This is a genomic window from Pseudonocardia sp. GCM10023141 (assembly GCF_042653605.1).
The window spans coordinates 106,556-128,739 of the sequence record NZ_JBHSIR010000007.1 but is presented as its reverse complement, the minus strand read 5'-3'; the positions used below and the strand labels follow the sequence as shown (position 1 = coordinate 128,739).

27 protein-coding genes and 1 pseudogene are annotated in these 22,184 nt (G+C 71.4%); 15 read left to right on the top strand and 13 right to left on the bottom strand.

What is annotated here, in order from left to right:
- Nucleotides 1–42 precede the first annotated feature (42 nt).
- Genes ACFPFQ_RS03340 through ACFPFQ_RS03320 form a run of 5 tightly spaced genes read left to right on the top strand, consistent with a single transcriptional unit; the run spans nt 43 to nt 3,488 of the window.
- The gene (locus ACFPFQ_RS03340; RefSeq protein WP_379614585.1) at nt 43–573 is read left to right on the top strand and encodes a hypothetical protein; all 531 of its coding nucleotides are present in this window, start codon (nt 43–45) and stop codon (nt 571–573) included.
- On the top strand, nt 549–815 hold the full coding sequence (locus tag ACFPFQ_RS03335) for a hypothetical protein (protein WP_379614583.1): 267 nt from the start codon (nt 549–551) through the stop codon (nt 813–815). Before ACFPFQ_RS03340 ends, ACFPFQ_RS03335 begins: the two co-directional genes overlap by 25 nt.
- A complete protein-coding gene (locus tag ACFPFQ_RS03330) occupies nt 812–2,059 on the top strand; it encodes an FAD-dependent oxidoreductase (RefSeq protein ID WP_379614581.1) in 1,248 nt (415 codons plus the stop codon). The genes ACFPFQ_RS03335 and ACFPFQ_RS03330 overlap by 4 nt, the downstream gene beginning before the upstream one ends.
- Nucleotides 2,056–2,607, top strand: coding sequence for an SRPBCC family protein (locus ACFPFQ_RS03325; RefSeq protein WP_379614579.1), 552 nt, complete (start codon nt 2,056–2,058; stop codon nt 2,605–2,607). The genes ACFPFQ_RS03330 and ACFPFQ_RS03325 overlap by 4 nt, the downstream gene beginning before the upstream one ends.
- Nucleotides 2,604–3,488, top strand: coding sequence for an SDR family oxidoreductase (locus ACFPFQ_RS03320; protein ID WP_379614577.1), 885 nt, complete (start codon nt 2,604–2,606; stop codon nt 3,486–3,488). The genes ACFPFQ_RS03325 and ACFPFQ_RS03320 overlap by 4 nt, the downstream gene beginning before the upstream one ends.
- Here ACFPFQ_RS03320 and ACFPFQ_RS03315 read toward each other — a convergent pair.
- Together ACFPFQ_RS03315 and ACFPFQ_RS03310 are read right to left on the bottom strand one after the other, a co-directional pair.
- Nucleotides 3,467–4,069 carry a dihydrofolate reductase family protein gene (locus tag ACFPFQ_RS03315; protein WP_379614575.1) on the bottom strand — a complete coding sequence of 201 codons (603 nt, stop codon included), beginning with the start codon at nt 4,067–4,069 and terminating at the stop codon, nt 3,467–3,469. The genes ACFPFQ_RS03320 and ACFPFQ_RS03315 overlap by 22 nt on opposite strands.
- Nucleotides 4,070–4,165: 96 nt before the next feature.
- Nucleotides 4,166–4,564 carry a carboxymuconolactone decarboxylase family protein gene (locus ACFPFQ_RS03310; RefSeq protein ID WP_379614573.1) on the bottom strand — a complete coding sequence of 133 codons (399 nt, stop codon included), beginning with the start codon at nt 4,562–4,564 and terminating at the stop codon, nt 4,166–4,168.
- Nucleotides 4,565–4,788: 224 nt separating this feature from the next.
- Here ACFPFQ_RS03310 and ACFPFQ_RS03305 point away from each other — a divergent pair, with 224 nt between their 5' ends.
- Complete coding sequence (locus ACFPFQ_RS03305; protein WP_379614571.1) at nt 4,789–5,175, top strand: DUF6394 family protein; 387 nt, start codon at nt 4,789–4,791, stop codon at nt 5,173–5,175.
- A 5-nt stretch (nt 5,176–5,180) separates the two neighbouring features.
- Nucleotides 5,181–7,004, top strand: coding sequence for a potassium channel family protein (locus ACFPFQ_RS03300; RefSeq protein ID WP_379614569.1), 1,824 nt, complete (start codon nt 5,181–5,183; stop codon nt 7,002–7,004).
- Nucleotides 7,005–7,115: 111 nt separating this feature from the next.
- Here the strand turns inward: ACFPFQ_RS03300 and ACFPFQ_RS03295 are convergent.
- A pseudogene (locus ACFPFQ_RS03295) lies at nt 7,116–7,316 on the bottom strand (GTP-binding protein); the annotation flags it as partial.
- A 125-nt stretch (nt 7,317–7,441) separates the two neighbouring features.
- Nucleotides 7,442–8,188 carry an FHA domain-containing protein gene (locus tag ACFPFQ_RS03290; RefSeq protein WP_379614567.1) on the bottom strand — a complete coding sequence of 249 codons (747 nt, stop codon included), beginning with the start codon at nt 8,186–8,188 and terminating at the stop codon, nt 7,442–7,444.
- A 192-nt stretch (nt 8,189–8,380) separates the two neighbouring features.
- On the opposite strand from ACFPFQ_RS03290, the gene ACFPFQ_RS03285 reads away from it, so the two are divergent.
- The gene (locus ACFPFQ_RS03285) at nt 8,381–9,607 is read left to right on the top strand and encodes a DUF445 domain-containing protein (RefSeq protein WP_379614565.1); all 1,227 of its coding nucleotides are present in this window, start codon (nt 8,381–8,383) and stop codon (nt 9,605–9,607) included.
- Between the two features lie 70 nt (nt 9,608–9,677).
- Nucleotides 9,678–10,430 carry an alpha/beta fold hydrolase gene (locus ACFPFQ_RS03280; RefSeq protein ID WP_379614564.1) on the top strand — a complete coding sequence of 251 codons (753 nt, stop codon included), beginning with the start codon at nt 9,678–9,680 and terminating at the stop codon, nt 10,428–10,430.
- On the opposite strand, the gene ACFPFQ_RS03275 is transcribed toward ACFPFQ_RS03280, so the two are convergent.
- The 4 genes from ACFPFQ_RS03275 to ACFPFQ_RS03260 form a co-directional block, all read right to left on the bottom strand.
- Nucleotides 10,423–10,578 (bottom strand): hypothetical protein, encoded by a 156-nt coding sequence (locus ACFPFQ_RS03275; RefSeq protein WP_379614562.1) that lies wholly within the window; start codon nt 10,576–10,578, stop codon nt 10,423–10,425. The genes ACFPFQ_RS03280 and ACFPFQ_RS03275 overlap by 8 nt on opposite strands.
- 437 nt (nt 10,579–11,015) lie before the next feature.
- Nucleotides 11,016–11,759, bottom strand: coding sequence for a class I SAM-dependent DNA methyltransferase (locus ACFPFQ_RS03270; protein WP_379614560.1), 744 nt, complete (start codon nt 11,757–11,759; stop codon nt 11,016–11,018).
- Between the two features lie 58 nt (nt 11,760–11,817).
- Entirely contained in the window at nt 11,818–12,108 is a 291-nt protein-coding gene (locus tag ACFPFQ_RS03265; RefSeq protein ID WP_379614558.1) for a DUF6191 domain-containing protein, read from the bottom strand.
- A 25-nt stretch (nt 12,109–12,133) separates the two neighbouring features.
- Nucleotides 12,134–12,433: a DUF3099 domain-containing protein gene (locus ACFPFQ_RS03260; protein ID WP_379614556.1), complete on the bottom strand. Its 300-nt coding sequence runs from the start codon at nt 12,431–12,433 to the stop codon at nt 12,134–12,136.
- A 397-nt stretch (nt 12,434–12,830) separates the two neighbouring features.
- Between ACFPFQ_RS03260 and ACFPFQ_RS03255 the strand changes: the two genes are divergently transcribed.
- Nucleotides 12,831–13,109 carry a YggT family protein gene (locus ACFPFQ_RS03255; RefSeq protein WP_379614554.1) on the top strand — a complete coding sequence of 93 codons (279 nt, stop codon included), beginning with the start codon at nt 12,831–12,833 and terminating at the stop codon, nt 13,107–13,109.
- A 7-nt stretch (nt 13,110–13,116) separates the two neighbouring features.
- Here the strand turns inward: ACFPFQ_RS03255 and ACFPFQ_RS03250 are convergent, their stop codons facing one another.
- Nucleotides 13,117–13,746, bottom strand: coding sequence for a TetR/AcrR family transcriptional regulator (locus ACFPFQ_RS03250; RefSeq protein ID WP_379614552.1), 630 nt, complete (start codon nt 13,744–13,746; stop codon nt 13,117–13,119).
- A gap of 164 nt (nt 13,747–13,910) precedes the next feature.
- Between ACFPFQ_RS03250 and ACFPFQ_RS03245 the strand changes: the two genes are divergently transcribed.
- From ACFPFQ_RS03245 to ACFPFQ_RS03225, 5 genes are all read left to right on the top strand, one after another.
- Nucleotides 13,911–14,714, top strand: a complete 804-nt coding sequence (locus tag ACFPFQ_RS03245) for an SDR family NAD(P)-dependent oxidoreductase (RefSeq protein WP_379614550.1) — start codon at nt 13,911–13,913, stop codon at nt 14,712–14,714.
- A 50-nt stretch (nt 14,715–14,764) separates the two neighbouring features.
- The gene (locus ACFPFQ_RS03240; protein WP_379614548.1) at nt 14,765–16,294 is read left to right on the top strand and encodes an AMP-binding protein; all 1,530 of its coding nucleotides are present in this window, start codon (nt 14,765–14,767) and stop codon (nt 16,292–16,294) included.
- A 162-nt stretch (nt 16,295–16,456) separates the two neighbouring features.
- Entirely contained in the window at nt 16,457–16,828 is a 372-nt protein-coding gene (locus tag ACFPFQ_RS03235; RefSeq protein ID WP_379614546.1) for a hypothetical protein, read from the top strand.
- 81 nt (nt 16,829–16,909) lie between these two features.
- On the top strand, nt 16,910–18,328 hold the full coding sequence (locus ACFPFQ_RS03230; RefSeq protein ID WP_379614544.1) for an APC family permease: 1,419 nt from the start codon (nt 16,910–16,912) through the stop codon (nt 18,326–18,328).
- A complete protein-coding gene (locus ACFPFQ_RS03225) occupies nt 18,325–19,236 on the top strand; it encodes a universal stress protein (RefSeq protein WP_379614543.1) in 912 nt (303 codons plus the stop codon). The genes ACFPFQ_RS03230 and ACFPFQ_RS03225 overlap by 4 nt, the downstream gene beginning before the upstream one ends.
- Before the next feature lie 9 nt (nt 19,237–19,245).
- Here ACFPFQ_RS03225 and ACFPFQ_RS03220 read toward each other — a convergent pair whose 3' ends face one another.
- The 4 genes from ACFPFQ_RS03220 to ACFPFQ_RS03205 are packed head-to-tail and all read right to left on the bottom strand — an operon-like array spanning nt 19,246 to nt 22,178.
- On the bottom strand, nt 19,246–19,527 hold the full coding sequence (locus ACFPFQ_RS03220) for a metal-sensitive transcriptional regulator (RefSeq protein WP_379614541.1): 282 nt from the start codon (nt 19,525–19,527) through the stop codon (nt 19,246–19,248).
- 39 nt (nt 19,528–19,566) lie between these two features.
- The gene (gene ilvA / locus ACFPFQ_RS03215) at nt 19,567–20,817 is read right to left on the bottom strand and encodes a threonine ammonia-lyase IlvA (RefSeq protein WP_379614539.1); all 1,251 of its coding nucleotides are present in this window, start codon (nt 20,815–20,817) and stop codon (nt 19,567–19,569) included.
- A 52-nt stretch (nt 20,818–20,869) separates the two neighbouring features.
- Nucleotides 20,870–21,217, bottom strand: a complete 348-nt coding sequence (locus ACFPFQ_RS03210) for a UBP-type zinc finger domain-containing protein (RefSeq protein ID WP_379614537.1) — start codon at nt 21,215–21,217, stop codon at nt 20,870–20,872.
- Between the two features lie 10 nt (nt 21,218–21,227).
- Entirely contained in the window at nt 21,228–22,178 is a 951-nt protein-coding gene (locus ACFPFQ_RS03205; RefSeq protein ID WP_379614535.1) for a carbon-nitrogen hydrolase family protein, read from the bottom strand.
- Nucleotides 22,179–22,184: the final 6 nt, after the last annotated feature.

Sequence of the window (22,184 nt, the reverse complement as noted above, 5' to 3'; positions counted from 1 at the left end):
TGCCCAGTCGCCCCGCCGGGGCGCGGGACCCCGGAGGTCACGATGAACACCACGATCACGGTCACCCAGCGCACGGCCGGTTCCCGCGGCTTCGTCGCGCTGCTGCTCGTCACGGCCGGTGCGCTGCTGCTCGCCGGGCGGGCGGTGCCGCTCGTGGGCGACGCGTCGGCGTTGGTGCTGGGGATCGAGCTGCTGGTATGGGCCTACGTCGCCCGATCGGACGCGCTGCTGGTCACCGGCGCCCTCACCGGCGGGGTGGGCCTTGGGGTCCTGCTCGCGGCCGGACCGTTGCTCGGCGGTGATCCGCAGGTGATCGGGGGCGCCTTCGTGCTCGGCGTCGCCGCCGGGTTCGCGGTGATCACCGCCGCATCGCTGCTGTGGTGGCAGCGCGCCGCGAACTGGGCGTGGATCACCGCGGCCGTGATCGGCGTGGTCGGTGTCGGCGTGCTCGGCGGCGCCACGCAGCTGCGCGAGCTCACCGCATGGGCCGTGCCGGCCGTGCTCTGCGCCGGGGGACTGGTCGTGGCCGCCCAGAACCGGGTGACGCGGTGGCTGCGGGCCGGCCGGAAATGACGGCGCGCTACCGGCTCACCGTGGCCGGTCCGCTGCCCGTCTCCCTCGCCGGGGTGATCCGGTCGCGCTTCGGCGACGTGACGATCCACGCCCACCCCCGCGGTACCGAGCTCGATCTCGCCGTCGCCGACCAGCCCGCGTTGCGGGCGCTGCTGACCCTGCTCTGGGACGTCGGACAGGACGTCCTGCTCGTCACATCCCTGCCATCGACATCCCTGCCAGCCAAGGAGATCACGCCATGACCACCTCCACCCTTCCCGCCGAGACCACCGTCTGCATCTCCGGCTGCGGCCCGGCCGGCGCGATGCTCGGCCTGATGCTCGCCCGTGCCGGCGTCGACGTCGTGGTGCTGGAGAAGCACGGAGACTTCCTCCGCGACTTCCGCGGCGACACGATCCATGCCTCGACGTTGCAGGTGCTCTCCGAGCTGGGCCTGATGGCGGGCTTCGACGAGCTGCCGCACCAGCCCACCCGGTCGATCGCGATGATGACCGACGACGAGATGGTGACGCTGGGCGACTTCCGGAAGCTGCCGGGCAACTTCCAGTACCTGTCGATGGTGCCGCAGTGGGACTTCCTCGCGTTCATCGTCGGTGAGGCCGAGACGTACCCGTCGTTCGCGCTGCACCGCAACGTCGAGGTCACGGGCCTGCTCTCGGAGGACGAGACCGTGCGGGGGGTCCACTTCCACACCGCGGACGGCCCCGGTGAGCTGCGTGCCACCCTCACCATCGCCTGCGACGGGCGCGGCTCGGCCGTGCGGGCCGCGGCGGGGATGGTGCCGGTCGAGTTCGGCTCGCCGCTGGACGTGCTCTGGTACCGCCTCCCGAAGGGGCCCGGCGACCCGGAGAGCTCCTTCGCCCGGCTCGCCCCCGGCAAGCTGTTCCCGATGATCGACCGCCGGACCTACTGGCAGGGCGCCTACACGATGTCCAAGGGCACGTTCGCCGACATCAAGGCCGCCGGCATCGAGAGGATGCGCGCCGATCTGGCCCGGTGGCTGCCGTTCCCCGCCGAGCGCTTCGACGCAGCGTTGCGGACCTGGGACGACGTCGGTTTCCTCGAGGTGCGCGTCAACCGGCTGCAGCGCTGGTACCGGCCCGGGCTGCTGTGCATCGGCGACGCGGCGCACGCGATGTCACCGATCGCCGGGGTCGGTATCAACCTGGCGATCCAGGACGCCGTCGCCGCGGCGAACCTGCTCACCGGACCGTTGCTGCGCGGCGAGCTGACCGACCGGGACCTGGCGAAGGTCCAGCGTCGCCGGTCGCTGCCGACGCGGCTCACCCAGCGTGTGCAGTTGCTGGTGCAGAAGCAGATGGTGTCGGGCCTCGGTGATCCCGATGCCCCCGTCACCCTGCCCCGGCCGCTGCGGGTGCTGTCGGCGTTCCCGCCGCTGCTGCGGTTGTTCTCCCGGTTCGTGGCCATCGGTGTGCGCAACGAGCACGTGGCCACCGTCGCGGCGCTTCGTGGGGTGTCGGCATGACCGGGCCGCTCGGTGTCCACAATGCCCATCAGCGCGCGCTGCCGGTCCCGGCGGCGCGGGTCGGGGCCCTGCTGGATCGGATGGGCCGCCCCGGCGACCCGCTGTGGCCCGCTCCCGACTGGTCGCCGATGGTGCTGCAGGGCCCGCTCGCGGTCGGGGTCAAGGGCCACCACGGCCCGATCCGCTACCACGTCAGCCGCTACCTGCCGGGCCGCGAGATCGAGTTCACCTTCGCCGCCGGGGTCGGCGTGCGCGGCACGCACACGCTGACCGTCGAGCCCACCGGCCCGCAGGCGTGCGTCCTGCGCCACGACGTCACCGGGCGGCTCCACGGGCCGATGCTGGCGGTGTGGCCGCTGGCCATGTGCTGGCTGCACAACGCGTGCGTCGAGGACCTGCTCGACCGGGCCGAGACCGTGCTGGGGACCGGTCCCGCCCGGCCGCGGCGCTGGTCGCGCTGGGTGCGGCTGCTGCGCCGCGCCGGCTCGATCCGCTCCGCCGTCCCCGTCACCGTCCCCGTCAGCAGCGAGAGCGGAGCAACCCGATGAGCGACACGGTTCTGGTGGCGGGTGCCACCGGCATGCTCGGCCGCCAGGTCGCGCAACTGCTCCTCGACGGTGGCCACCGCGTCAAGACCCTGTCGCGCGACCCGTCCCGGGCGCAGGCCCTGCGCGGCGTCGCCGACGAGATCGTGCTGGGCGACGCCACCCGCCCCGAGACGCTGCACGGCGTGCTCGACGGTGTCGACGCGGTCGTGTCCTGCCTCGGCGCCCCGATGGCGTTCAGCACGGGTGACCGGCGCAGCTTCCACGACCTCGACACGGTCGCGAACCTCAACCTCGTCGACGCGGCCCGGCGATCCGGCGTCCGCCGGTTCGTGTACGTGTCACTGCTGCTCGGGTCGGCCTGGTCCGGCACGGCCTACGTCCGCGCCCACGAGGACGTGGTGTCCGCGCTGGGCGGCTCCGGGATGTCGCACGGCATCGTCCGGCCGACCGGCATGTTCCCGATCTTCGACCCGTTCCTGACGATGGCGCGGCGCGGCATCGCCTGGATCCCCGGTGACGGCACCGCCCGCACCAACCCGGTGCATCCGCACGAGGTCGCGCAGGCCTGTGTGGACGTGCTGGGCCGGCCCGGCGACGTCGACGTGCCGGTGGGCGGGCCGGAGATCCTCACCCGCGAGGAGATCGTTCGCCTCGCGTTCGCCGCGGTGGGTCGGCGGCCGCGGATCCTGCACCTGCCGCCCCGGGCGCTGCTCGCCGGTTCGGCGCTGCTGGGCCAGGTGCACCCGCGGCTCAGCGAGGTCACCGACTTCGCCGCCCGTGCCCTGACCAGCGACTTCCTCGCTCCGCTCGGCGGGACCCGCCGGCTCGCCGAGCACTTCACGGCGACGGTGCGCGCGGCTCAGCCGGTGCTGCGGTCATAGCGCAGGCAGAGCGCGCCGGACTCCCCGGGCGTCGTGGTCGTCAGCGACCACGACGCCGCGGGGATGCCGTCCTCGAACAGCCGCGCACCCCCGCCGACCAGCTCCGGGCACAGCGTGACGCTCAGGCGGTCCACCTCGCCCGCGGCCAGCAGTGCCCTGATCACGCTGCTGCTCGCCAGCACGATGATGTCGCCACCCTCCTGCTCGCGCAGGCGCTTCACCTCCGCCACGGGGTCCGCGTCGGCGATGCGCGAGTTGCTCCACGGCGCCTCGGTGAGCGTCGTGGAGAACACCACCTTCTCCACCCCGTCCAGCCACTGCGCGAACGCCCGGTCCCGCGGGTCGGCGTTCTCGTCACCGGCCACCGTCGGCCAGAACCCGCCGAAACCCTCGTAGTTCTTGCGGCCCAGCAACGCGGTCGTGGCCGAGCCGGTCACCGCCACCATGTGATCGCGGGCCGCACCCGAGACGGCGTGGGGAACGATCCATCCCATGTCGTAGTCGCCGCCGCGGCCGTTGATCCGCCCGTCCAGCGACAGCGCGATGTTCGCAACGACCTTGCGGGCTTCGTTCTGGGTCACTCTGGTCTCCTCCATCGGGGCGCCACTGCGGCGCCGTGCAGCCATCGTGGCCGGGTCCGGCCCCCGGAACATCTGCCACCTGGCAGACCCGGAGGTCTAGACGTTGGTGATCGGCAGCAGCCCGCGCTCACCGAAGACCTTCTTCGCCACCAGGGTGGCGTTGATCGCCCGCGGCATCCCGCAGTAGACGGCCGAGTGCAGCAGCGCCTCGGAGATCTCCGTGGCGGAGAGCCCGACGTTGAGGGCGGCGTTGATGTGGACGTCGAGCTCGGGCTCGCAGCCCCCGAGCGCGGCGAGGATCCCGAGCGTCACCAACTGGCGGTCGCGCGGTGGCAGCTCGGGCCGGGAGTACATGTCCCCGAACGCCCAGGCGACGACCTGGCGGCCGAGCTCGGGGGAGGTGTCGGCGAGCGAGCTGACGATCCGCTGCCCGGCCTCGCCGTCGATCTGCTCGAGGACCTTCATGCCGAACTCGTAGCGGTCTTCGCGGTTCATGGTCGCTCCTGTGCTGTTCCGTGCCGTTCCTTGCGGACCGGAGGAACTCTGCCGCGGCGGTGGCGTCGGCCGGCCGGACCGGCGATCATGGGTTCACGTCCCATGCTCGCGAGGCATGGATGCTGTCGGTCATGATCACGACGCACCGGGGCGGGTAGCGCGGGACCCGGCTCGGGCCGTGCCATCCTGGCGCCCTCAGGGATCGGGACGAGCGTGGGAGCTGCATGAACCTCGAGAAGGTGGTCTTCGGTTTCTTCGTGCTGCTGGCCGCGACCCTCAACTTCGGCTTCTTCATCGGTGACCTCGCCGATCCGGTGCAGCACAACATCTACGAGCTGTTCGCCGCCGTCGTCATCAGCCTCATCGCGACCGTGCTGAAGTTCGGCGACCGCACCCAGATCGGTGCCGTCCACCTCGCCACGAGCCTCGTCGCCGACCTGCAGCTCGTCGCCGCGGCGCTCGCGTGGACCTACGCCGCCCACATCTCGGCCGACGGCGTCACCGCGGCATCCACGGCCGCGGTGGTGTCGCTCTCGGGCGGGGCGCTGCTGGCCAACATCGTGTCGGTGGTGCTGCTCGTCGTCGAGACCGTGTCCTACCACCGCCGGTAGCGGCCGTGTCCAACCCGTTGCTCGACTTCTGGATGCGCCTGCTGGGTCAGGGCCAGACCGACGACGACGCCCTCCCGTCGCGGCGGCTGGGCAGGCGGATCCCGATGGCGTCGGCGGTGCAGGCCGAGGCCACGATCTTCCTGATCCTGCGCCGCATGCGCACGCCGTTGATCGTGCTGATCACGATCTTCGCGCTCAGCGTGCTCGGCCTGACACTGATCCCGGGCGCCGACCGGGTGCCGATGAGCATCTTCGACGCCTTCTACTTCATGAGCTACACCGCCTCGACGATCGGGTTCGGCGAGCTGCCCATGCCGTTCACCGCGCTGCAGCGGCTGTGGGTGACGGCCGCGATCTACCTGACCGTCATCGGCTGGGCGTACGCGATCGGCTCGCTGCTCGCGCTGCTGCAGGACCGCGCCTTCCGCCAGGCGCTCGCCCTGCAGCGGTTCAGCCGCCAGGTGGAGCGGCTGCGCGAGCCGTTCCTGCTGATCGTCGGGCACGGCCGCACGGGAGAGCTGCTCGGTCGTTCCTTCGACGCGCTCGGCCGCCGCTTCGTCGTGATCGACATCAACAGCGACCGCATCGACGCGCTCGAGCTGGGCTCCTACACCGCCGACGTACCGGGGCTCGTGGCCGACGCGCGCGACCCGGGGCACCTCGGGGTGGCCGGGCTGGGCAACCCGCGCTGCGAGGCCGTGCTCGCGCTCACCGACGACGACGAGGCCAACCTGGCCGTGACGATGACGGCGGCGCTGCTGCGCCCGGACGTCACGGTGATCGCCCGGACCGTCTCGCCCACGGTCGCCGAACGGATGCACGCGTTCGGCAGCCCCACCGTGGTCAACCCGTTCGACCGGTTCGGTGACCACCTGCGCATCGCCATGCACGCTCCCGCGTCCTTCCAGCTCATGCGGTGGCTGGAGGGCGGGCCGGGCACCGAGCGGCCGAAGCTGGGCACCCCGCCCGACCAGGGCCGGTGGGTGGTGTGCGGCTACGGCCGGTTCGGCCGCGAGTTCACCGCCGACCTGCGGGCCGAGGGCCTCGAGGTCACGGTGGTCGAACCCACCCGCAACGCGCCTGCCGGCACCGGCAGCGGCGACGACGTCATCGTCGGGGACGGCTTCGAGCCGGGGATGCTGCAGGAGGCGGGGATCCTCGATGCGGTCGGTTTCGTTGCCGGCACGGACAACGACACCAGCAACCTCTCGCTCGTCGCGGCGGCCCGGCGGCTCAACCCGGACCTGTTCGTGGCGGCCCGGCAGAACCGGGCGGCCAGCGCGCCGCTGTTCGCGGTGATGGATCCCGACGCGCTGCTCGTGCCGGCCGAGGTGGTGGCGCACGAGGTGTTCGCGCAGCTCAGCACGCCACTGCTGTGGCGCTTCATGCAGGAGGTGCCGCGCCAGGGCAACCCGTGGGCCGCCGACCTCGTCGGGCGGCTGACCGGCCACTGCGGACATCGGCTGGAGACGCTGTGGAAGATCCGGCTCAACCGCGCGGAGGCTCCCGCGATGACCGGGTGGCTCGCGGCGGGGGAGGCGACCATCGGCGCGATGCTGCGCGATCCGGACGGCCGCGAGGACCGGCTGGCCGTGGTGGTGCTGATGGTGCTGCGCGCCACCGCGGACGGGGCCGACTGCGTGATGGCACCCGATGACGACTTCGTGCTCGCCGCCGACGACGAGGTGCTGCTGACCGGCAACCCGGCCGCACGGCGGGGCCTCGACACGACGATGCTGATCGACGGCGCGTGCGAGTACGTGCGGACGGGACGCCGGGTGCCCAGCAGCTGGGTCTGGCGCAAGCTCGCCCGCAGCACCCGGTCGTGATCGGGGCGGCAGGCTGTCGTCTGTGGAGCGTGCCGGGGTCTGACGGCGCCAACGGTGTGGCCTCGGCGCCGATGTCAGGCCGTCGGCGCGGTGGCCAACGGGTTGGCGCGGTGGGGCGCACCTGACGACGTCCGGGGTGAGCTTCGCGGCGATGTCGGCGAGCACCCGGGCACCGTCCGCGCCGCGCCGGTCGATCTTGTTGATGAAGATCAGCGTGGGGATCCGCAACCGTTGCAGCGCCCGCATGATCACGCGCGTCTGTGCCTGCACACCTTCGACGGCGGAGATCACCAGCACCGCACCGTCGAGCACGCACGGGTGTGGCGAGCCAGCGAATATCGTGGGCGCCGAACTGCAGCATGGTGGCCATCCCAGCGTTGGATCGCAGGATGGCCACCATGCTGCGATCCGGGAGGGTGAGCGGGTCGGCGCTGGGCTCAGGCCGAGTCCGCCGCCGCGATCGTGATCGTGGTCCAGCGGCCGAGGTGCAACCGGTCCCCGGCGCCGAGCACCGCGGCGTTGCGGGAGGTCAGCGGCTTCGGGGCGTCGTTGACCCAGACGCCGTGCTCCGAGCCCAGGTCGATCACCCACAGGTTGCCGGCCGGGTCGTGGGCGAGGTCGACGTGGGCGCGGGACACCCATGGATCGGCCGGTGCGACGGACAGGTCGATCTGCGGGTTCACGACGTGCTTGCGGCTGAACCGCCCGACCCGGGTCCGCGAGTCGGAGAGCTCGATCCGCCGCTCCGCAGCCGACGGCAGCGCTCCGTCGAAGCCGTCGGAGCCGTGTGCCTCGAAGAAGTCGGGATCGACGCTGATCACCGCCACCCACGCGGGCCGCCCGGAGTCGACGAGCCCCGTGACGAGCCTGCCGAGCCGCACGTCGAAGCAGACGAGCCCCAGCGCCCTCGCGACGTAGGCCGCGTCGGGCCCGACGCTCGCGGCCTCCCCGTCCGGCAGCCCGAACTGCAGCAGCGGGCCGGTCGCGCCCCCGATCAGCGTGCCGGTCGTCCAGGGCGTGGTAGCGGGCCAGCGGACCTGCAGCGCCGCGGCGTACTTCGCGATGAGCGCGGTCGGCGCCGAGTCGTCGTGGGTGTAGAGCGCGCGGAGAGCGGCGAGGACGTCCTGGGCGTGCTCGTCGTCGCGCGGGCGCTCGCCCTCCCACACGGCGAAGTCGTAAGACACCAGGGGATCCTGGTCTCAGGATCGGGTCGCCGCAAGGCCACCCCGACGCAAGCCACACGCCGCCGCGAGGCGGCCCCCGCGCGCCCCGTTGCAGGAAGGCCACCTTCCCGCAAGAATCTTGCGGGAAGGTGACCTTCCTGCAATGCGGTGGGACCGGGGCCCGACCGTCGAGCCCCGGGAGTACACGCTGCGGTGACCGCCTTCCTCCAGGATCTCGCCGATCACTGGCTGATCTACGCCACCATGCCGCTGATCGCCGCGGCGATCGGCTACGTCACCAAGCTCGTCGCGGTCGAGATGATGTTCAAGCCGGTCGACTTCGTCGGCAGGCCGCCGCTGCTGGGCTGGCAGGGCGTCATCCCGCGCAACGCGGGCCGCATGGCGTCGGTGGCGATGGACCTGCTGCTGGACCGCCTGATCGACCCCAAGGAGATCCTCGGCAGGCTCGATCCGGTGCGCCTGGTCGCGGAGATCGAGGAGCCGCTGGGGCGGGTGGTGACCGAGATCGGCAACGACATCCTGTCGACCTACCAGCCCGCGCTGTGGGAGATGCTGCCCCGCCGCGCGCAGGACCTGCTGCTGCGCCAGGTCCGCGCCCAGGCACCCAAGGTCGTCGCCGAGATCATGGCCGACTTCGAGAAGGACGTGGACCGCTACATCGACGTCCGCGACATGGCCATCAACAACCTGGTCCGCGACCGGGCGGTGCTCAACCGGCTGATCCGCGAGATCTCCCGGCCGGAGATGCGGTTCATCACCCACTGCGGCCTGTACTTCGGCTTCGTGCTCGGGCTGCTGCAGGCCGTGGTCTGGGCGCTGACCCACCAGCCGTGGGTGATGCCGGTCTTCGGTGGCCTGGTCGGGCTCAGCACCGACTGGCTCGCCCTGAAGATGATCTTCTACCCGCGCGTGGAGCGCCGCGTGCTGGGCGTCTTCCGCTGGCAGGGGATGTTCCAGAAGCGGCGCAAGCAGGTGGCCGCCGACTACGGGCGGCTGATCGCCGAGGAGGTGCTCACCGCACCGAAGATGCTCGAGGCGCTGCTCACCGGCCCGCGCTCCGATCGGCTGATCATGATGGTGCAGCGGCACATCGAGCAGGTCGTCGACGAGAACGTCGGGCTGGCCAAGCCGCTCGTCGTGCTGACGATGGGCACCGAGTCCTACCAGCGGCTGCGCCGCGACGTCGCCCAGCGCACGCTCGCCGAGGTGCCGCTCACCGCTGGTGCCGCCATCGGCTACGCGAAGGACGCGATGGGCGTGGAACGCACCATCGTCGACGCCATGCTCGCGCTGACCCCCGTCGAGTACGAGGGCGTGCTGCGTCCGGCCTTCCAGCAGGACGAGTGGAAGCTGATCCTGGTCGGCGGCATCCTGGGCGCGCTCGTCGGCGAGTTGCAGGTGCTGCTGCTCCTCGAGTGAGACGGCGATGAGTTCCGGGCGCAGCGGCGGTCCACACCTCGACGACGCCGGAATGCGAAGGGATCATCAGATGGCCACGGGCTACGCACCGGTCAACGGGCTGCAGATGTACTACGAGATCCACGGCACCGGCCGGCCGCTGGTGCTGCTGCACGGCGGGGTGCTCACGATCGATCTGTCCTTCGGCTCGCTGATCCCGGCACTGAGCGCCACCCACCAGGTCATCGCGGTCGAGCTGCAGGGCCACGGCCGCACGGCCGACACCGACCGGGAGATGACGATCCCGAACCTGGCGAGCGACGTCGTCGGGCTGCTCGACCACCTCGGCATCGAGAAGGCCGACCTGTTCGGCTTCAGCCTCGGCGGGCTCACCGCCGTGCAGGTCGCCGTCAGCCACCCCGACCGGGTGGGCAGGCTGGTGGCGGCATCGGTGCACTTCCGCCAGGACGGCTACTACGAGGAGATCTTCAACCCCGACCCGGATGCCGGGTCCAGGCGCCTGCCCACGGCCGCGGACTTCCAGGAGATGCAGGAGGCCTACGAGAGCGTGGCGTCCGACCCGAGCCACTTCGGGGCCTTCATGGCGAAGACCTCCCAGGCCGCAGGCGCGTTCCGAGGCTGGTCCGACGACGAGCTCCGCGGCGTCGCGGTCCCTACGCTGCTGCTGGTGGGTGACACCGACTTCGTGCGGATCGAGCATGCGGCGGAGATGTTCTCCCTGCTGCCCGACGCGCAGCTCGCGGTGATCCCCGCCGCCACGCACATGGACGTCACGCGGAGGATCGAGATCGTCGTGCCCGCGGTGGCGGGCTTCCTCAAGTAGCGGTCCCGCTGCGGCGTCCGGCGATGTGCGCCGCGAGGCCGTCGAGGATGCGCTCGAGCCCGAAGTCGAGCATGAACCGGTCGCCGTCGTCGGTGCCGGCGGCCGCCGGGATGGCGAAGAGCCTGCCGGTCGTCACGAGTGCGTGCACCGACGGCAGCCGGTCGGGGCCGGTCAGTGCACGCAGTCCCGCCTCGTAGGCGAGGTCCGCGCCATGGGTTCCGGCGTGATCCTGCTCTGCGCCGGCTACGGGGCAGCGGCCGCCGCGATGAGCGTGACCGTCGACATGCAGGAGGGCATCGCCAGGCGCTTCCTGACGATGAACAGCTGCCCTCCGCGGTGCTCGTCGGCCACGTGGTGCGAGCGTGCTGCGCAACCTCGTGTCGGTGGCACTCGTCGTCGGCACCGCGTTGCTCATCGGTTTCCGGCCCGCTGCGGGTCCGGGCGAGTGGCTGGGCGTGCTGGGCGTCTGCTGCTCGGGGCTCCCGTCGGCGGCGCGCCGTGGGCCGCCGTCGCGTGGTGCGTCGGGATCCTCGTCGTCTCCGGGGTCGCCGCGAGCGTCCTGTGGCGGCGCAGCAGGGTCTCAGATCAGCCCGGCCTGCGGTACACCGAGACGTGCTGGCGCGACCACGGCGTCACCGCGGCCCTGGTCCAGTCGGCCAACCGGTGCTCCAGCTCCAACCCGGCGATGCGCGCCATCAGGTCCATCTCGGCGTGGGTGACGTGGCGTCCCTGCAGCGGGTAGAACGTGGTGCCGTTGGGGCCGAGCACCGCCCAGGTGCCCTGGTAGAACTGGGTGATCGGGTCGAGGACGCCGCCGGCGAGCACCATCCGGTCCGCGCCGACGTCGGCCACGCGCAGCCGTGGCACCGGCCCGGATCCCGGCTTGTCACCCGTCATCACCGACTCCAGCGCGAACCGGCCACCCGGGCGCAGGTGCATCGCGGCGTTGCGGAACAGCTCGACCTGGTCGTCCTGGGTGGGGAGCGTGAAGATGGAGTTGAACGGGACGCAGGCCAGGTCGAACGTGCGGCCCAGCTCGACGGTGGTCATGTCGCCGAGCACGGCCGTCACGGCGTCGGAGCCGGGTTTGGCGCGCAGTTCGACGAGCATCGCCTCGCTGATCTCCACGCCCACCACGTCGTGGCCGCGCGCGGCCAGCGGGATGGCGATGCGGCCGGTGCCCGCGCCGTACTCCAGTACCGAACCGCCCGGGCCGGCGAGCTCGCTCAACCCGGCGACGGTGGCGTCCGCGTCCACCTTGCCCTCGTGCAGCGTGTCGTAGTCGGCGGCCCAGCGGTCGCCGTAGGCGTTGCGATCGAATCCGTCCATGGCGTGATCGTCGCGACGGGCCGGTCGCCGCTCCACCGATTCGGCCCAGGGCGAAGGGTCAGTCCGCGCGCCGCGTGAGGTCAAGGCGCAGCCGGCCCGGTGCACCGTCGGCGGGGTCCTCGCGCAGCATCAGCTCGGAGCTGCGGTGCTCGAGCTCGTAGTGCTTCGTGGCATAGAACAGGGCGGTGACCTGGTCGAATCCGGTCGACGACACCATCTCGCGCGGCTTGCGCCGTCGCCAGGGCACCCAGCTGCGCCCGCTGAGCACGACCCCGATCCGCTCGAGCGCGGCGAGCACCACGAGCAGGCAGGCCAGGCCCGGCAGCGTCATGGCGAACACGAGACCCATGGGAACCACTGTAGGGGGAGGGCGATCAGGTGTCGGCGGTTCCGCCGCCCTCGATCCGTAGCGGCGGCAGCCCGCGCTGCGCCGGCCCGGTGCGCCGGGACGGCGAGTTCGCCAGCACCACGGCGATCCACGGGACGGGGGTGGTGAGGATGATCAGCACCAGGCCCAGCCACCAGGCCACGTAGTAGAGGACCCCGGCCACCGCGAACCCGACGATGTGGATCACCATCAGGATCGTGTACAGCCGGATGCGCCGGTGCTGCTCGTCGGCGAAGGACGGAGCGGCATCGGTGATCAGGACCGGATCGGACTCCTCGGCTGCCACGGCACTCACCTCGAGCCCTGTCGTACGCCTTCCGCGGTCGTAGCGCCACCCCGGGCAGGTGCGGGGCCGTCCCGGCATCGCCTCGCCCCCGCCTCGGCTCGCCCCCGCATCGCCTCGTACTGCGGTCGCCCGCGCTACCGCTGACCGGTCGGCGGCACCGGCGCGGCAGGATTTCGCGTTGCAGGAAAGCCACTTTCCCGCAACCTCGTTGCAGGAAAGTGGCTTTCCTGCCATCGCCGCGCGAAGGCGGCCTGCAACACGAGAGCCCGGCGCGGGCGTTGTGTCCCGGCCGCCTACCCGCAACGGCTGTTCCCGGACGGGTGAAGCCCCCTGGCAAGTCTCAGCACCCGCTCAGGCTGAGCGAGGATGCTGGAGCCGGAAAGGGGTTGATGCCCAGGTGAGCGTCATCGGAGCTTTGCTGAGTTTCGTCCTGCTGGTGTTCCTGATCGTCCTGGTCGTGCGGGCGATCCTCGACTGGACCGGCGTGCTCGCACCGGGTGGCGGCGGGTGGGCGCTGAAGGCCCGCGACATCTCCCACCGCGTCACCGAGCCGGTGCTCGCGCCGGTGCGACGCGTGCTCAAGCCGGTGCGGATCGGCGACGTCCAGCTCGATCTCGCCTTCACCGTCGTGTTCGTGGCGGTGCTGATCCTGCGGACGCTGGTGTCCTACCTCTGACGGGTGATCAAGCGGGCACGACCTTCGGCAGCAGTTGCAGTACGGCGGCGTGCAGCTCGGCGGCGGCGCCGGGCTGCCCCGCGAGGTGGCGCAGCAGCGCCTGCTGGAACAGCCCGTCGAACATCGCGTACGTCATCGAGGAGGGCGTGACGACGGCGCGACCGGTGAGCTCGGCGTAGCGGGTGATGATGCGCCAGATCATCCGCTCCAGGGTGGCGTCGATCTCCAGGACGTCCTCGCGGAAGGACTCCTCGAACAGCGCCTGCGACCGCAGGTCGTACCAGAGGCGGTGCATGGTGCCGTCTTCACACAGCGTGGCCACCAGCCCGTCGGCGAACCCGGCGGCCAGCTCCTCCGCGGTGTGCGCATCCGCGACGATCTGGTCGTAGCGCAGGACGCAGACGGCCTTGTACTGCCGCACGCAGAACATGATCAGTTCGATCTTGTCGCGGAAGTAGTAGTGCAGCACCCCGTGGGAGAACGCCGAGTTCTGTGCGATCTCCCGCAGGCTGGTGCGGGCGTACCCCAGCTCGGACAGGGTCTGCAGCGCCGCGTCCGCGAGCTCGCGGCGGCGCTCCTCGAACTTGTCGACCTGGCGTCTGGAGACCCGGTCGACCTTCTCGGCGGCGGCCGTCATAGAGGTGTGTCTTCCGTCGGCGAATGGGTTCCCTCCGGGCAGAACCCGTGGTCATGCTAGCTCAGCGTACTTCTTGACACCTGCCCAGCAAAATCTTGACAGGTGTCCAAAGCGTCCCTACGTTGTGGTGCGCATCACTGCCGATGAGACGAGGGACGGGTCGGATGAGTGTTTTCGAGCTGACGGGGAAGCGGGCGCTCGTCACGGGCGGGGCTCGCGGCCTGGGTGCCGGGATGGCCACGGCGCTCGCGGCGGCCGGGGCGTCGGTGATGATCGCCGACGTGCTCAAGGACGTGGGCGAGCAGACGGCGGCCACGATCACCGGCACCGGCGGCAAGGCCGGGTTCGTCCAGCTCGACGTCACCAGCGACAGCGACTGGGACGCCGCCATCGCGCACACCGTCGCCGAGTTCGGCGGTCTCGATGTCGTCGTGAACAACGCCGGCATCGAGATCACGCAGCTGCTCGTCGACACCGACGCCGACGACATGCGCAAGATGTTCGACGTCAACGTCGTGGGCACGATGCTGGGGGTCAAGTACGGGCTGCGCGCCATGCGTCCCGGCGGTGCGGCCGGCAACGGCGGCACGATCATCAACATCGCCTCCGTCGCGGCCACCATCGCGTTCCCGGCCATCGCCGGCTACTCGGCGAGCAAGTCCGCGATCCACCGCCTCACCAAGGTCGCCGCCATGGAGTCGGGCCAGCTCGGCTACGGCGTGCGCGTCAACTGCATCTTCCCGGGCCTCGTGGCCACCGACATGGGCATCAAGCTCGCCGTCGAGACGGCGGGCCTCGGCCTGTTCGAGAGCCCCGACGCCGCCGTCGGTGCGGTCATCGGGCTCACCCCGTCCGGACGGCTCGGCGAGGTGGCCGACATGGCCGACGCCGTGGTCTTCCTCGCCTCCGACGCATCCCGGTTCGTCAACGGGGTCGGCCTCCCGGTCGACGGCGGAATGGGGATGTGAGCATGAGCGGACCAGCCGACCAGCCAGCCGTCCCGATCCACGGCTGACCGATGGCGCTGACCGACTACCTGGACAAGGGGGCGTCGCTCGGGCGCGACGCTCCCTGCCTCGTCGCAGGCGAGACGACGCTGACCTACGGTGACGTGCAGGACCTGAGCTGGTCGGTGGCCCGCGCGCTCGCGCGCTCCGGCATCCGGGCCGGTGACAAGGTCGGGATCATCTCGAGCAACGATCCCATCGCGTTCGCGAGCGTGTTCGGCATCGCGCGTCGCGGTGCCATCTGGTGTCCGATCAACCCCCGCAACGAGGCGGACGAGACGCGGCAGCTGCTGGATCTCTTCGACTGCACCTGCGTGATCTACAAGGCGGCCTACGCGCCGTTGGTGCAGAAGATCGCTCCTCGACTGCCGGCGCTGCGCGTGCTGGTCTGCATCGACGAGGACTCCACCGAGGTCCCGTCGCTGGAGCGCTGGATCCAGGGAACGGGCGGGGATCTGGACGACGCCGTCGCACCCGATGACGTCGCCATGATCGTCGGTACCGGTGGCACCACCGGCCTGCCCAAGGGCGTGGTGCTCACCGGCCGCAACATCGAGACGATGTCGGCGCTGACGCTGATGGGCTACCCGTTCCCGGGGCGTCCGGTCTACCTCGCGCTCGCACCGCTCACCCACGCGGCGGGCGTGCTGTGCTTCCCGGTCATGGCCAAGGGCGGGCAGATCGTCGTGATGGCGAAACCGGACCTCACGGAGTTCCTGGCGCTCGTCGAGAGCCGCCGCGTGACGCACACGTTCATGCCGCCGACGTTGATCTACATGCTGCTGCAGCACGAGGCACTCGAGAGCACCGACCTCTCGTCGCTGCAGTGCTTCTGGTACGGCGCCGCACCCATGTCGGCTGCCAAGCTGGAGGAGGCGCTCACCCGGATCGGTCCCGTGATGGCGCAGCTCTTCGGGCAGAGCGAGGCGCCCATGATGATCTCGATGATGCCGCCCGCTGATCACTTCAACGCCGACGGCACGATCGCCACGCACCGCCTCTCGTCGGCGGGCCGGCCCGCGCCGCTGGTCACGGTCGCGATCATGGACGGCGAGGGCACGCTGCTGCCGGGTGGGGAGCGGGGGGAGATCGTCGTCCGCAGCTCGCTGGTGATGGCCGGCTACTACAAGAACCCGGGGGCCACAGCAGAGGCGGGGAAGTTCGGATGGCATCACACCGGCGACATCGGCTACGTGGACGGCGATGGTTTTCTCTTCGTCGTCGACCGCGCCAAGGACATGATCATCACTGGTGGCTTCAACGTCTATTCCGCTGAGGTGGAGCAGGCGCTGATGCAGCACCCGGCGGTGCAGGACTGCGCGGTGATCGGGCTGCCCGACGACAAGTGGGGCGAGCGCGTCACGGCCGTGGTGCAGCTGCGGCCGGGGGAGACGGTGGTGCCCGAGGACGTCATGGCGTTCGTCAAGGCGCGCATCGGCAGCGTGAAGGCCCCGAAGCAGGTGGAGGTCTGGCCGGACCTGCCCCGCTCGAAGGTCGGGAAGGTGCTCAAGACCGAGGTGCGTGCCACGCTGCTCGGATGATCGAGCTGGACCACGCGATCGCGTTCGTCACCGGACCGGCCGACGCCGACGCGCTGGTGCCGCCGGGCGCGGTGGTCGATCAGGGGCTGCGCCACGTCGGGCAGGGCACTCGCAACCGGCGGGTGCTCGGCTCGACGGCCTACGTCGAGCTGCTGTGGATCGATGATCCCGACGTGGAGGCCGGTACCGGCCTGGGCTTCGGGCCGCGCGGTCTGCCCGTTCGGCGTCGTGCTGCGCGGTCCGGTTCCCGCCGCCGAACGGGAGCGGTTCCGGCCCTACCAGGTGCCGGACGGGCCGCAGCTGCTGCTGCTCGCGGCGGCGCTGACCGACTTCACGCAGCAGTTCGTCGCGGTCATCGAGGCGGGCCGGGCGCGCTTCAGCGCCGGGCCCGCTCTGCAGCGGGTCGTGATCCGCGGCCCGGTCGTCCCTGACCTCGGTGCGCTCGCCACGGGCAACGTCGTGTTCGAGCGGGGCCCGGCGCGGCTGGTGGCCCAGTTCGCCGAGCCCGCCCTGCCGTGGGTGATCGGACGGTAAAGCTCCGGTAATCCATTCAGTGGCTCGCCCATTGCGGATCAACAGGGCAGCCTGGCCCGACCCGACGCAGAGGGAGATCACATGGCGACGCTCCTGCAGCAGGCCTTCCGGCGGAAGCCGGTCACCGACATGACCGCGGAATCCGGTGCCGACGGCAAGGGCGGTGGTCAACTCGCGCGCTCGATCGGGCTCTTCCCGCTCACGATGATCGGTGTCGGCTCGACGATCGGCACCGGCATCTTCTTCGTGCTCTCCCAGGCCGTCCCGGTTGCCGGGCCCGCGGTGATCTGGTCGTTCGTGGTCGCCGGTGTCGTCGCCGGGCTCACCGCGGTCTGCTACGCCGAGCTGGCCAGTGCGGTGCCGGTCTCCGGGTCGTCGTACTCCTACGCCTACGCGACGCTCGGTGAGGTCGTCGCGATGGCCGTGGCGGCGTGCCTGCTGCTGGAGTACGGGGTGTCGTCCGCCGCCGTTGCGGTCGGCTGGTCGCAGTACCTCAATCAGTTCCTGGGCAACGTGTTCGGCTTCCAGATCCCCGACTTGCTCTCCCAGTCGCCGGAGGGCGGGGGGTTCATCAACCTCCCCGCCGTGGTGCTGGTGGCACTCTGCGCCGCGCTGCTCATCCGGGGCGCCAGCGAGTCGACCTGGGTCAACGCGATCATGGTGCTGGTCAAGCTCTCGGTGCTGGCGCTGTTCATCGTCGTCGGGATCACGGGCTGGAACGCCGACAACTTCAACGACTTCGCCCCGTACGGCATCACCGGCATCACCGGCGCCGCGGGCATCATCTTCTTCGCCTACATCGGGCTCGATGCCGTGTCCACCGCGGGTGAGGAGGTCAAGAACCCGCGGCGCAACATGCCGCTCGCGATCCTCATCGCGCTGGTCACCGTCACGATCGTCTACGTGGCGGTCGCCGTGGTGGCCGTGTCCGCGCAGCCCCAGGCCGACTTCAAGGACCAGGAGGCCGGGCTCTCGGCGATCCTGGAGAAGGTGGTCGGCTCGTCGTGGCCGGGCACCCTCATCGCGGTGGGCGCCATCATCTCGATCTTCAGTGTGACGCTGGTGACGATCTACGGGCAGACCCGCATCCTGTTCGCGATCGGGCGCGACGGCATGTTGCCGAAGTTCTTCCAGAAGGTGAACGCGAAGACGCAGACCCCCGTCAACAACACGCTCGTCGTCGCCGTGCTCGTGGCACTGCTGGCCGGCCTGCTGCCGATCAACTTCCTCGCCGAGATGACGAGCATCGGCACGCTGGTGGCGTTCCTCGTCGTGTCCGTCGGGGTGATCATCCTGCGGCGCACGGCACCCGACCTGCCCCGCGGGTTCAAGGTGCCCGGCTACCCCGTGGTGCCGATCCTGTCGATCCTCGGCTGCCTCTACATCATCAAGGACCTGCGGTTCATCACGATACTGGTGTTCCTGATCTGGGTGGCCGTCGTGCTCGTCTGGTACTTCACCTACGGCATCCGGCACTCGCGGCTCGGGGGTCACCGATGACGCTCGTGGTCGGGCTGCCGCGCGACGAGCGGGCCACCGCGGCCATGCACATGGGCGTGATGCTGGCGCGCTCGCTCGGGCAGGACCTCGCGATCTGCACGGTGGTGCCGGCGCCGTGGCCCGCGGGCATGGGCAAGATCGACGCGGAGTTCCAGAGCTACCTCGACGGCGCCGCGCACGAGGCGTTGGAGCGAGCTCGCGACCTGCTGCCCGCCGACATCGCCGGTGAGTTCCTCGTGAAGCACGCGCGATCGACACCGTCGGGGCTGCTCGAGCTAGCTGCCGAGCGCGATGCGGCGATGGTGGTGCTCGGGTCGTCCACGGCGGGTGTGCTGGGCCGGGTCGCGTTCGGCAGCGTCGCCGAGCGGCTGCTGCACACCTCGCCGGTTCCGGTGGGCCTCGGGCCCCGCGGCTACCGCTGCGCGACCGGAGCCCGGGTCGCGCGGGTGACCACCGCGTACGGCGCGTCCGAGCGCGACGACGAACTCGTCGTCGCCGTCTCCGGGGTCGCGGCCAGGGCCGGGGCGGCGCTGCGGGTGGCGTCGTTCGGCGTGCGGCCCCGTACGCCGCTCACGGCCGGCATCGGCTCGCGGGCCGAGGATGCGGTCCTCGACTCCTGGAGCGCCGACGTCGACACCGCGCAGCAGGCGGCGATCGCCCACCTGCCCCACGCACCTGCCGAGGTCACGACCGTCATCGGGCGGGGCACCGACTGGGCGGGTGCGCTGGAGGACATCGGCTGGGCCGACGGCGACGTGCTGGTGGTCGGGTCGAGTTCGGAGGGCCCGCTCGAACGCGTCTTCCTCGGATCCCGCTCCTCGCGGATCGTGCGGCACTCGCCGGTACCGGTGATCGTGGTGCCGCGCGGCGCGGCACACGCGCTGGCGGAGCGTGCCGAACAGCCGTAGGGCGCGCTCCTACGAGCGCACCAGGCGCGCGATCGCGTCCGAGGCCTCCCGCACCTTCAGGTCGGCCTCCTCGCCTCCGGCCGCCGCGGCCTGCACCACGCAGGTGGCGAGGTGCTCGTCGAGGAGCTCGAGGGAGAACGACTGCAGCGCCTTCGTCGCGGCCGAGACCTGCGTGAGGATGTCGATGCAGTACTTGTCCTCTTCGATCATCCGCTGCAGGCCGCGGACCTGGCCCTCGATGCGGCGCAGCCGTTTGAGGTACGCGTCCTTCTCACTGCTGTAGCTCGCCATCCGCCCCTCCGAGACCCGTGACCACCAACGGTACGGGTGTCAGACCAGGAACCGGTAGGCCGCGCTGCCCGGCGCCACCAGCTGGATGCGCAGCGGGCTGGCCTTCATCCGCGCCCACAGCGGCTCGTAGCCGTCGCGCTCGGCGATCTCGACGCCCACCAACGCGGCGCCGGTCTCGCGGTTGTCGCGCTTGATGTACTCGAACAGCACGATGTCGTCGTCGGGGCCGAGCACCTCGTCGAGGAAGCGGCGCAGCGCGCCGGGCTCCTGCGGGAACTCGACGAGGAAATAGTGCTTGAGCCCGCGGTGCACCAGCGAGCGCTCCACGACCTCGCCGTAGCGGCTCACGTCGTTGTTGCCGCCCGAGAGCAGGCATACGACGGTGGCGCCCGGCTCCACCAGCACCTCCTCGCCCATGGCCGCCGCGGCGAGCGCTCCGGCGGGCTCGGCGATGATGCCGTCGGTCTGGTACAGGTCGAGCATCTCGGTGCAGACGCGGCCCTCGGCCACCGCCACCAGCTCCGCACCGCTGTCGCGCACCAGCGGGAACGTGACGTCGCCAGCGCGGCGCACGGCGGCGCCGTCGACGAACGTGTCGAGCTCGGGCAGCACCACCGGGCCGCCCGCGGCCAGCGCGGCCGTCATGCTGGCGGCGCCGGCGGGCTCGACCCCGACGATCCGGATGCCGGGATGGGTGGCCGCGAGCCAGCTGCCGACGCCCGCGAGCAGCCCGCCACCGCCGACGGGCAGCACCACGACGTCCGGCACGGCACCGAGCTGCTCGAGGATCTCGACACCGACGGTGCCCTGCCCGGCGATCGTGCGGATGTCGTCGAACGCCGGCACCACGGTGGCACCCGTGCTGGCCGCGTGCTCGGCCGCCATGGCGGCGGCCTCGTCGTAGGTGTCGCCGCCGACCACCAGCTCCACGTCGCCGTTGCCGAGCGCGAGGATGCGTTCCCGCTTCTGCCGGGGCGTGGTGCTGGGCACGTGCACGCGACCGCGGATCCCGAGCTGCCGGCACGCGTACGCCACGCCCTGGCCGTGGTTGCCGGCGCTCGCGCACACCGCCCCGGCCGCGCGCTCACCCGCGTCGAGCTGGGCGAGCAGGTTGAAGGCGCCGCGCAGCTTGTAGGAGCGGCCGATCTGCAGATCCTCGCGCTTGAGCCACACCTGCGCGCCGGTGGCGGCCGACAGGCGCTCGCTCAGCTGCAGAGGGGTCTGGACGGCCACACCGGACAGGCGCTCGGCTGCGGAGGCGACGAGCTCCGCGACGTTCGGGTAGGACACCCCCGAATCTTCCTCGCCGCGGACGCGGGGCCGGGGTGGGGGGTGGGCAGCCTCAGTGCACGTGCTCCTGCCAGTCCGCAGGAACCCGGCCCCGCGGACCCGGCACCGGCTGGTCCAGCGGGCGGTGCGTCGGCTCCGCCAGCTGCGGGCCGTCGAGCGCGTCGCCACGGGCGTAGTCCCAGAACCACTCCTCACCCGGCTCGTAGCTCTGCACGATCGGATGCCCGGTGGCGGCGAAGTGCGCGCTGGCGTGCTGCGCGGGGGAGGAGTCGCAGCAGCCGACGTGCCCGCACTGCGCGCAGCGGCGCAGGTGCACCCACCAGCCCCCGGCGGCGTCGCAGTCGGCGCAGCCCGCGCCACTCGGCGCGACGCTCGGATCGATCCCGTTCGGGGCACTCATGCGCATCTCCTCATCGCTTCGCTTCCCGCCCATCATGCTCGACGGCCACGCAGCTGCGCTCGTCGACGCTGAGCCGGAAGACGTCGGGGCGCGCGTAGTGCCCGGTGACGTCGAGATCCATCCGGCCCTGCGCGAGCAGGCCCAGGTCGAGCCGCGCGTGCAGCACCCCCTCGGCGTCGCGCAGTGGCCCTGCGAGCACGTCACCCAGCGGGGAGACGATCACGCTGCCGCCGGAGATCAGGACGGTGCCGGTGTCGTCGCCCTGGATCGGATGGACGTCGTCGGGCAGCGCGCCGCGCTCGAGGTACTGGCACGCGCTGAGCACGAAGCAGCGGCCCTCCACGGCGATGTGGCGCATCGTGGAGAGCCACACCTCCCGGTCGTCGACGGTCGGGGCGCACCAGAGATCGACGCCCTTGTCGTACATCGCCGTGCGGAACAGCGGCATGTAGTTCTCCCAGCAGATCGCCGCGCCGACGCCGGCCCCGTCGAGGTCGAGCACCGGCATCGTCGAGCCGTCACCGTTGCCCCAGATGAAGCGCTCCGCTGCCGTCGGCATGAGCTTGCGGTGGATCTGCGGCGCGGCACCGTCCGGGGTGAAGAACAGGGCCACGCAGTAGAGCGTGCGGCGGTGGCGCTCGATCGCGCCGGCCACCACCATGACGCCCAGCTCGGCGGCCAGCGTCGACAGTGCGCGGGTCTCCGGGCCGGGGACGTCGATCGCCGCGTCCCAGTAGCGCTGGTACTCCACCCGCCCCGCCGGGCTGCGGGAGCCGACGCGCACCCCGAAGTCCAGTCCCTTCGGGTAGCCGCCCAGCAGGGCCTCCGGCAGCACGATCAGCCGGGTACCGTCGGCGGCGGCCTCCCGGATCCAGGTGATCGTCCGGGCGAGGGTGTCGGGGGTGTCGAACAGGGTCGACCCGGTCTGGACCACGGCGACGGCGAGCGTTGATCCGGTCATGGCCCC

Excerpts from the sequence above, each read along its gene's own strand:
- ACFPFQ_RS03330 (WP_379614581.1), top strand. The coding sequence starts at position 812 with ATGACCACCTCCACCCTTCCCGCCGAGACCACCGTCTGCATCTCCGGC.
- ACFPFQ_RS03230 (WP_379614544.1), top strand. The coding sequence starts at position 16,910 with ATGGCGACGCTCCTGCAGCAGGCCTTCCGGCGGAAGCCGGTCACCGAC.
- ACFPFQ_RS03225 (WP_379614543.1), top strand. The coding sequence starts at position 18,325 with ATGACGCTCGTGGTCGGGCTGCCGCGCGACGAGCGGGCCACCGCGGCC.
- ACFPFQ_RS03280 (WP_379614564.1), top strand. The coding sequence starts at position 9,678 with ATGGCCACGGGCTACGCACCGGTCAACGGGCTGCAGATGTACTACGAG.
- ACFPFQ_RS03210 (WP_379614537.1), bottom strand. The coding sequence starts at position 21,217 with ATGAGTGCCCCGAACGGGATCGATCCGAGCGTCGCGCCGAGTGGCGCG.
- ACFPFQ_RS03235 (WP_379614546.1), top strand. The coding sequence starts at position 16,457 with ATGATCCCGACGTGGAGGCCGGTACCGGCCTGGGCTTCGGGCCGCGCG.
- ACFPFQ_RS03245 (WP_379614550.1), top strand. The coding sequence starts at position 13,911 with ATGAGTGTTTTCGAGCTGACGGGGAAGCGGGCGCTCGTCACGGGCGGG.
- ACFPFQ_RS03265 (WP_379614558.1), bottom strand. The coding sequence starts at position 12,108 with ATGGGTCTCGTGTTCGCCATGACGCTGCCGGGCCTGGCCTGCCTGCTC.
- ACFPFQ_RS03270 (WP_379614560.1), bottom strand. The coding sequence starts at position 11,759 with ATGGACGGATTCGATCGCAACGCCTACGGCGACCGCTGGGCCGCCGAC.
- ACFPFQ_RS03205 (WP_379614535.1), bottom strand. The coding sequence starts at position 22,178 with ATGACCGGATCAACGCTCGCCGTCGCCGTGGTCCAGACCGGGTCGACC.
- ACFPFQ_RS03310 (WP_379614573.1), bottom strand. The coding sequence starts at position 4,564 with ATGAACCGCGAAGACCGCTACGAGTTCGGCATGAAGGTCCTCGAGCAG.
- ACFPFQ_RS03325 (WP_379614579.1), top strand. The coding sequence starts at position 2,056 with ATGACCGGGCCGCTCGGTGTCCACAATGCCCATCAGCGCGCGCTGCCG.
- ACFPFQ_RS03220 (WP_379614541.1), bottom strand. The coding sequence starts at position 19,527 with ATGGCGAGCTACAGCAGTGAGAAGGACGCGTACCTCAAACGGCTGCGC.
- ACFPFQ_RS03320 (WP_379614577.1), top strand. The coding sequence starts at position 2,604 with ATGAGCGACACGGTTCTGGTGGCGGGTGCCACCGGCATGCTCGGCCGC.
- ACFPFQ_RS03250 (WP_379614552.1), bottom strand. The coding sequence starts at position 13,746 with ATGACGGCCGCCGCCGAGAAGGTCGACCGGGTCTCCAGACGCCAGGTC.
- ACFPFQ_RS03240 (WP_379614548.1), top strand. The coding sequence starts at position 14,765 with ATGGCGCTGACCGACTACCTGGACAAGGGGGCGTCGCTCGGGCGCGAC.
- ACFPFQ_RS03305 (WP_379614571.1), top strand. The coding sequence starts at position 4,789 with ATGAACCTCGAGAAGGTGGTCTTCGGTTTCTTCGTGCTGCTGGCCGCG.
- ACFPFQ_RS03340 (WP_379614585.1), top strand. The coding sequence starts at position 43 with ATGAACACCACGATCACGGTCACCCAGCGCACGGCCGGTTCCCGCGGC.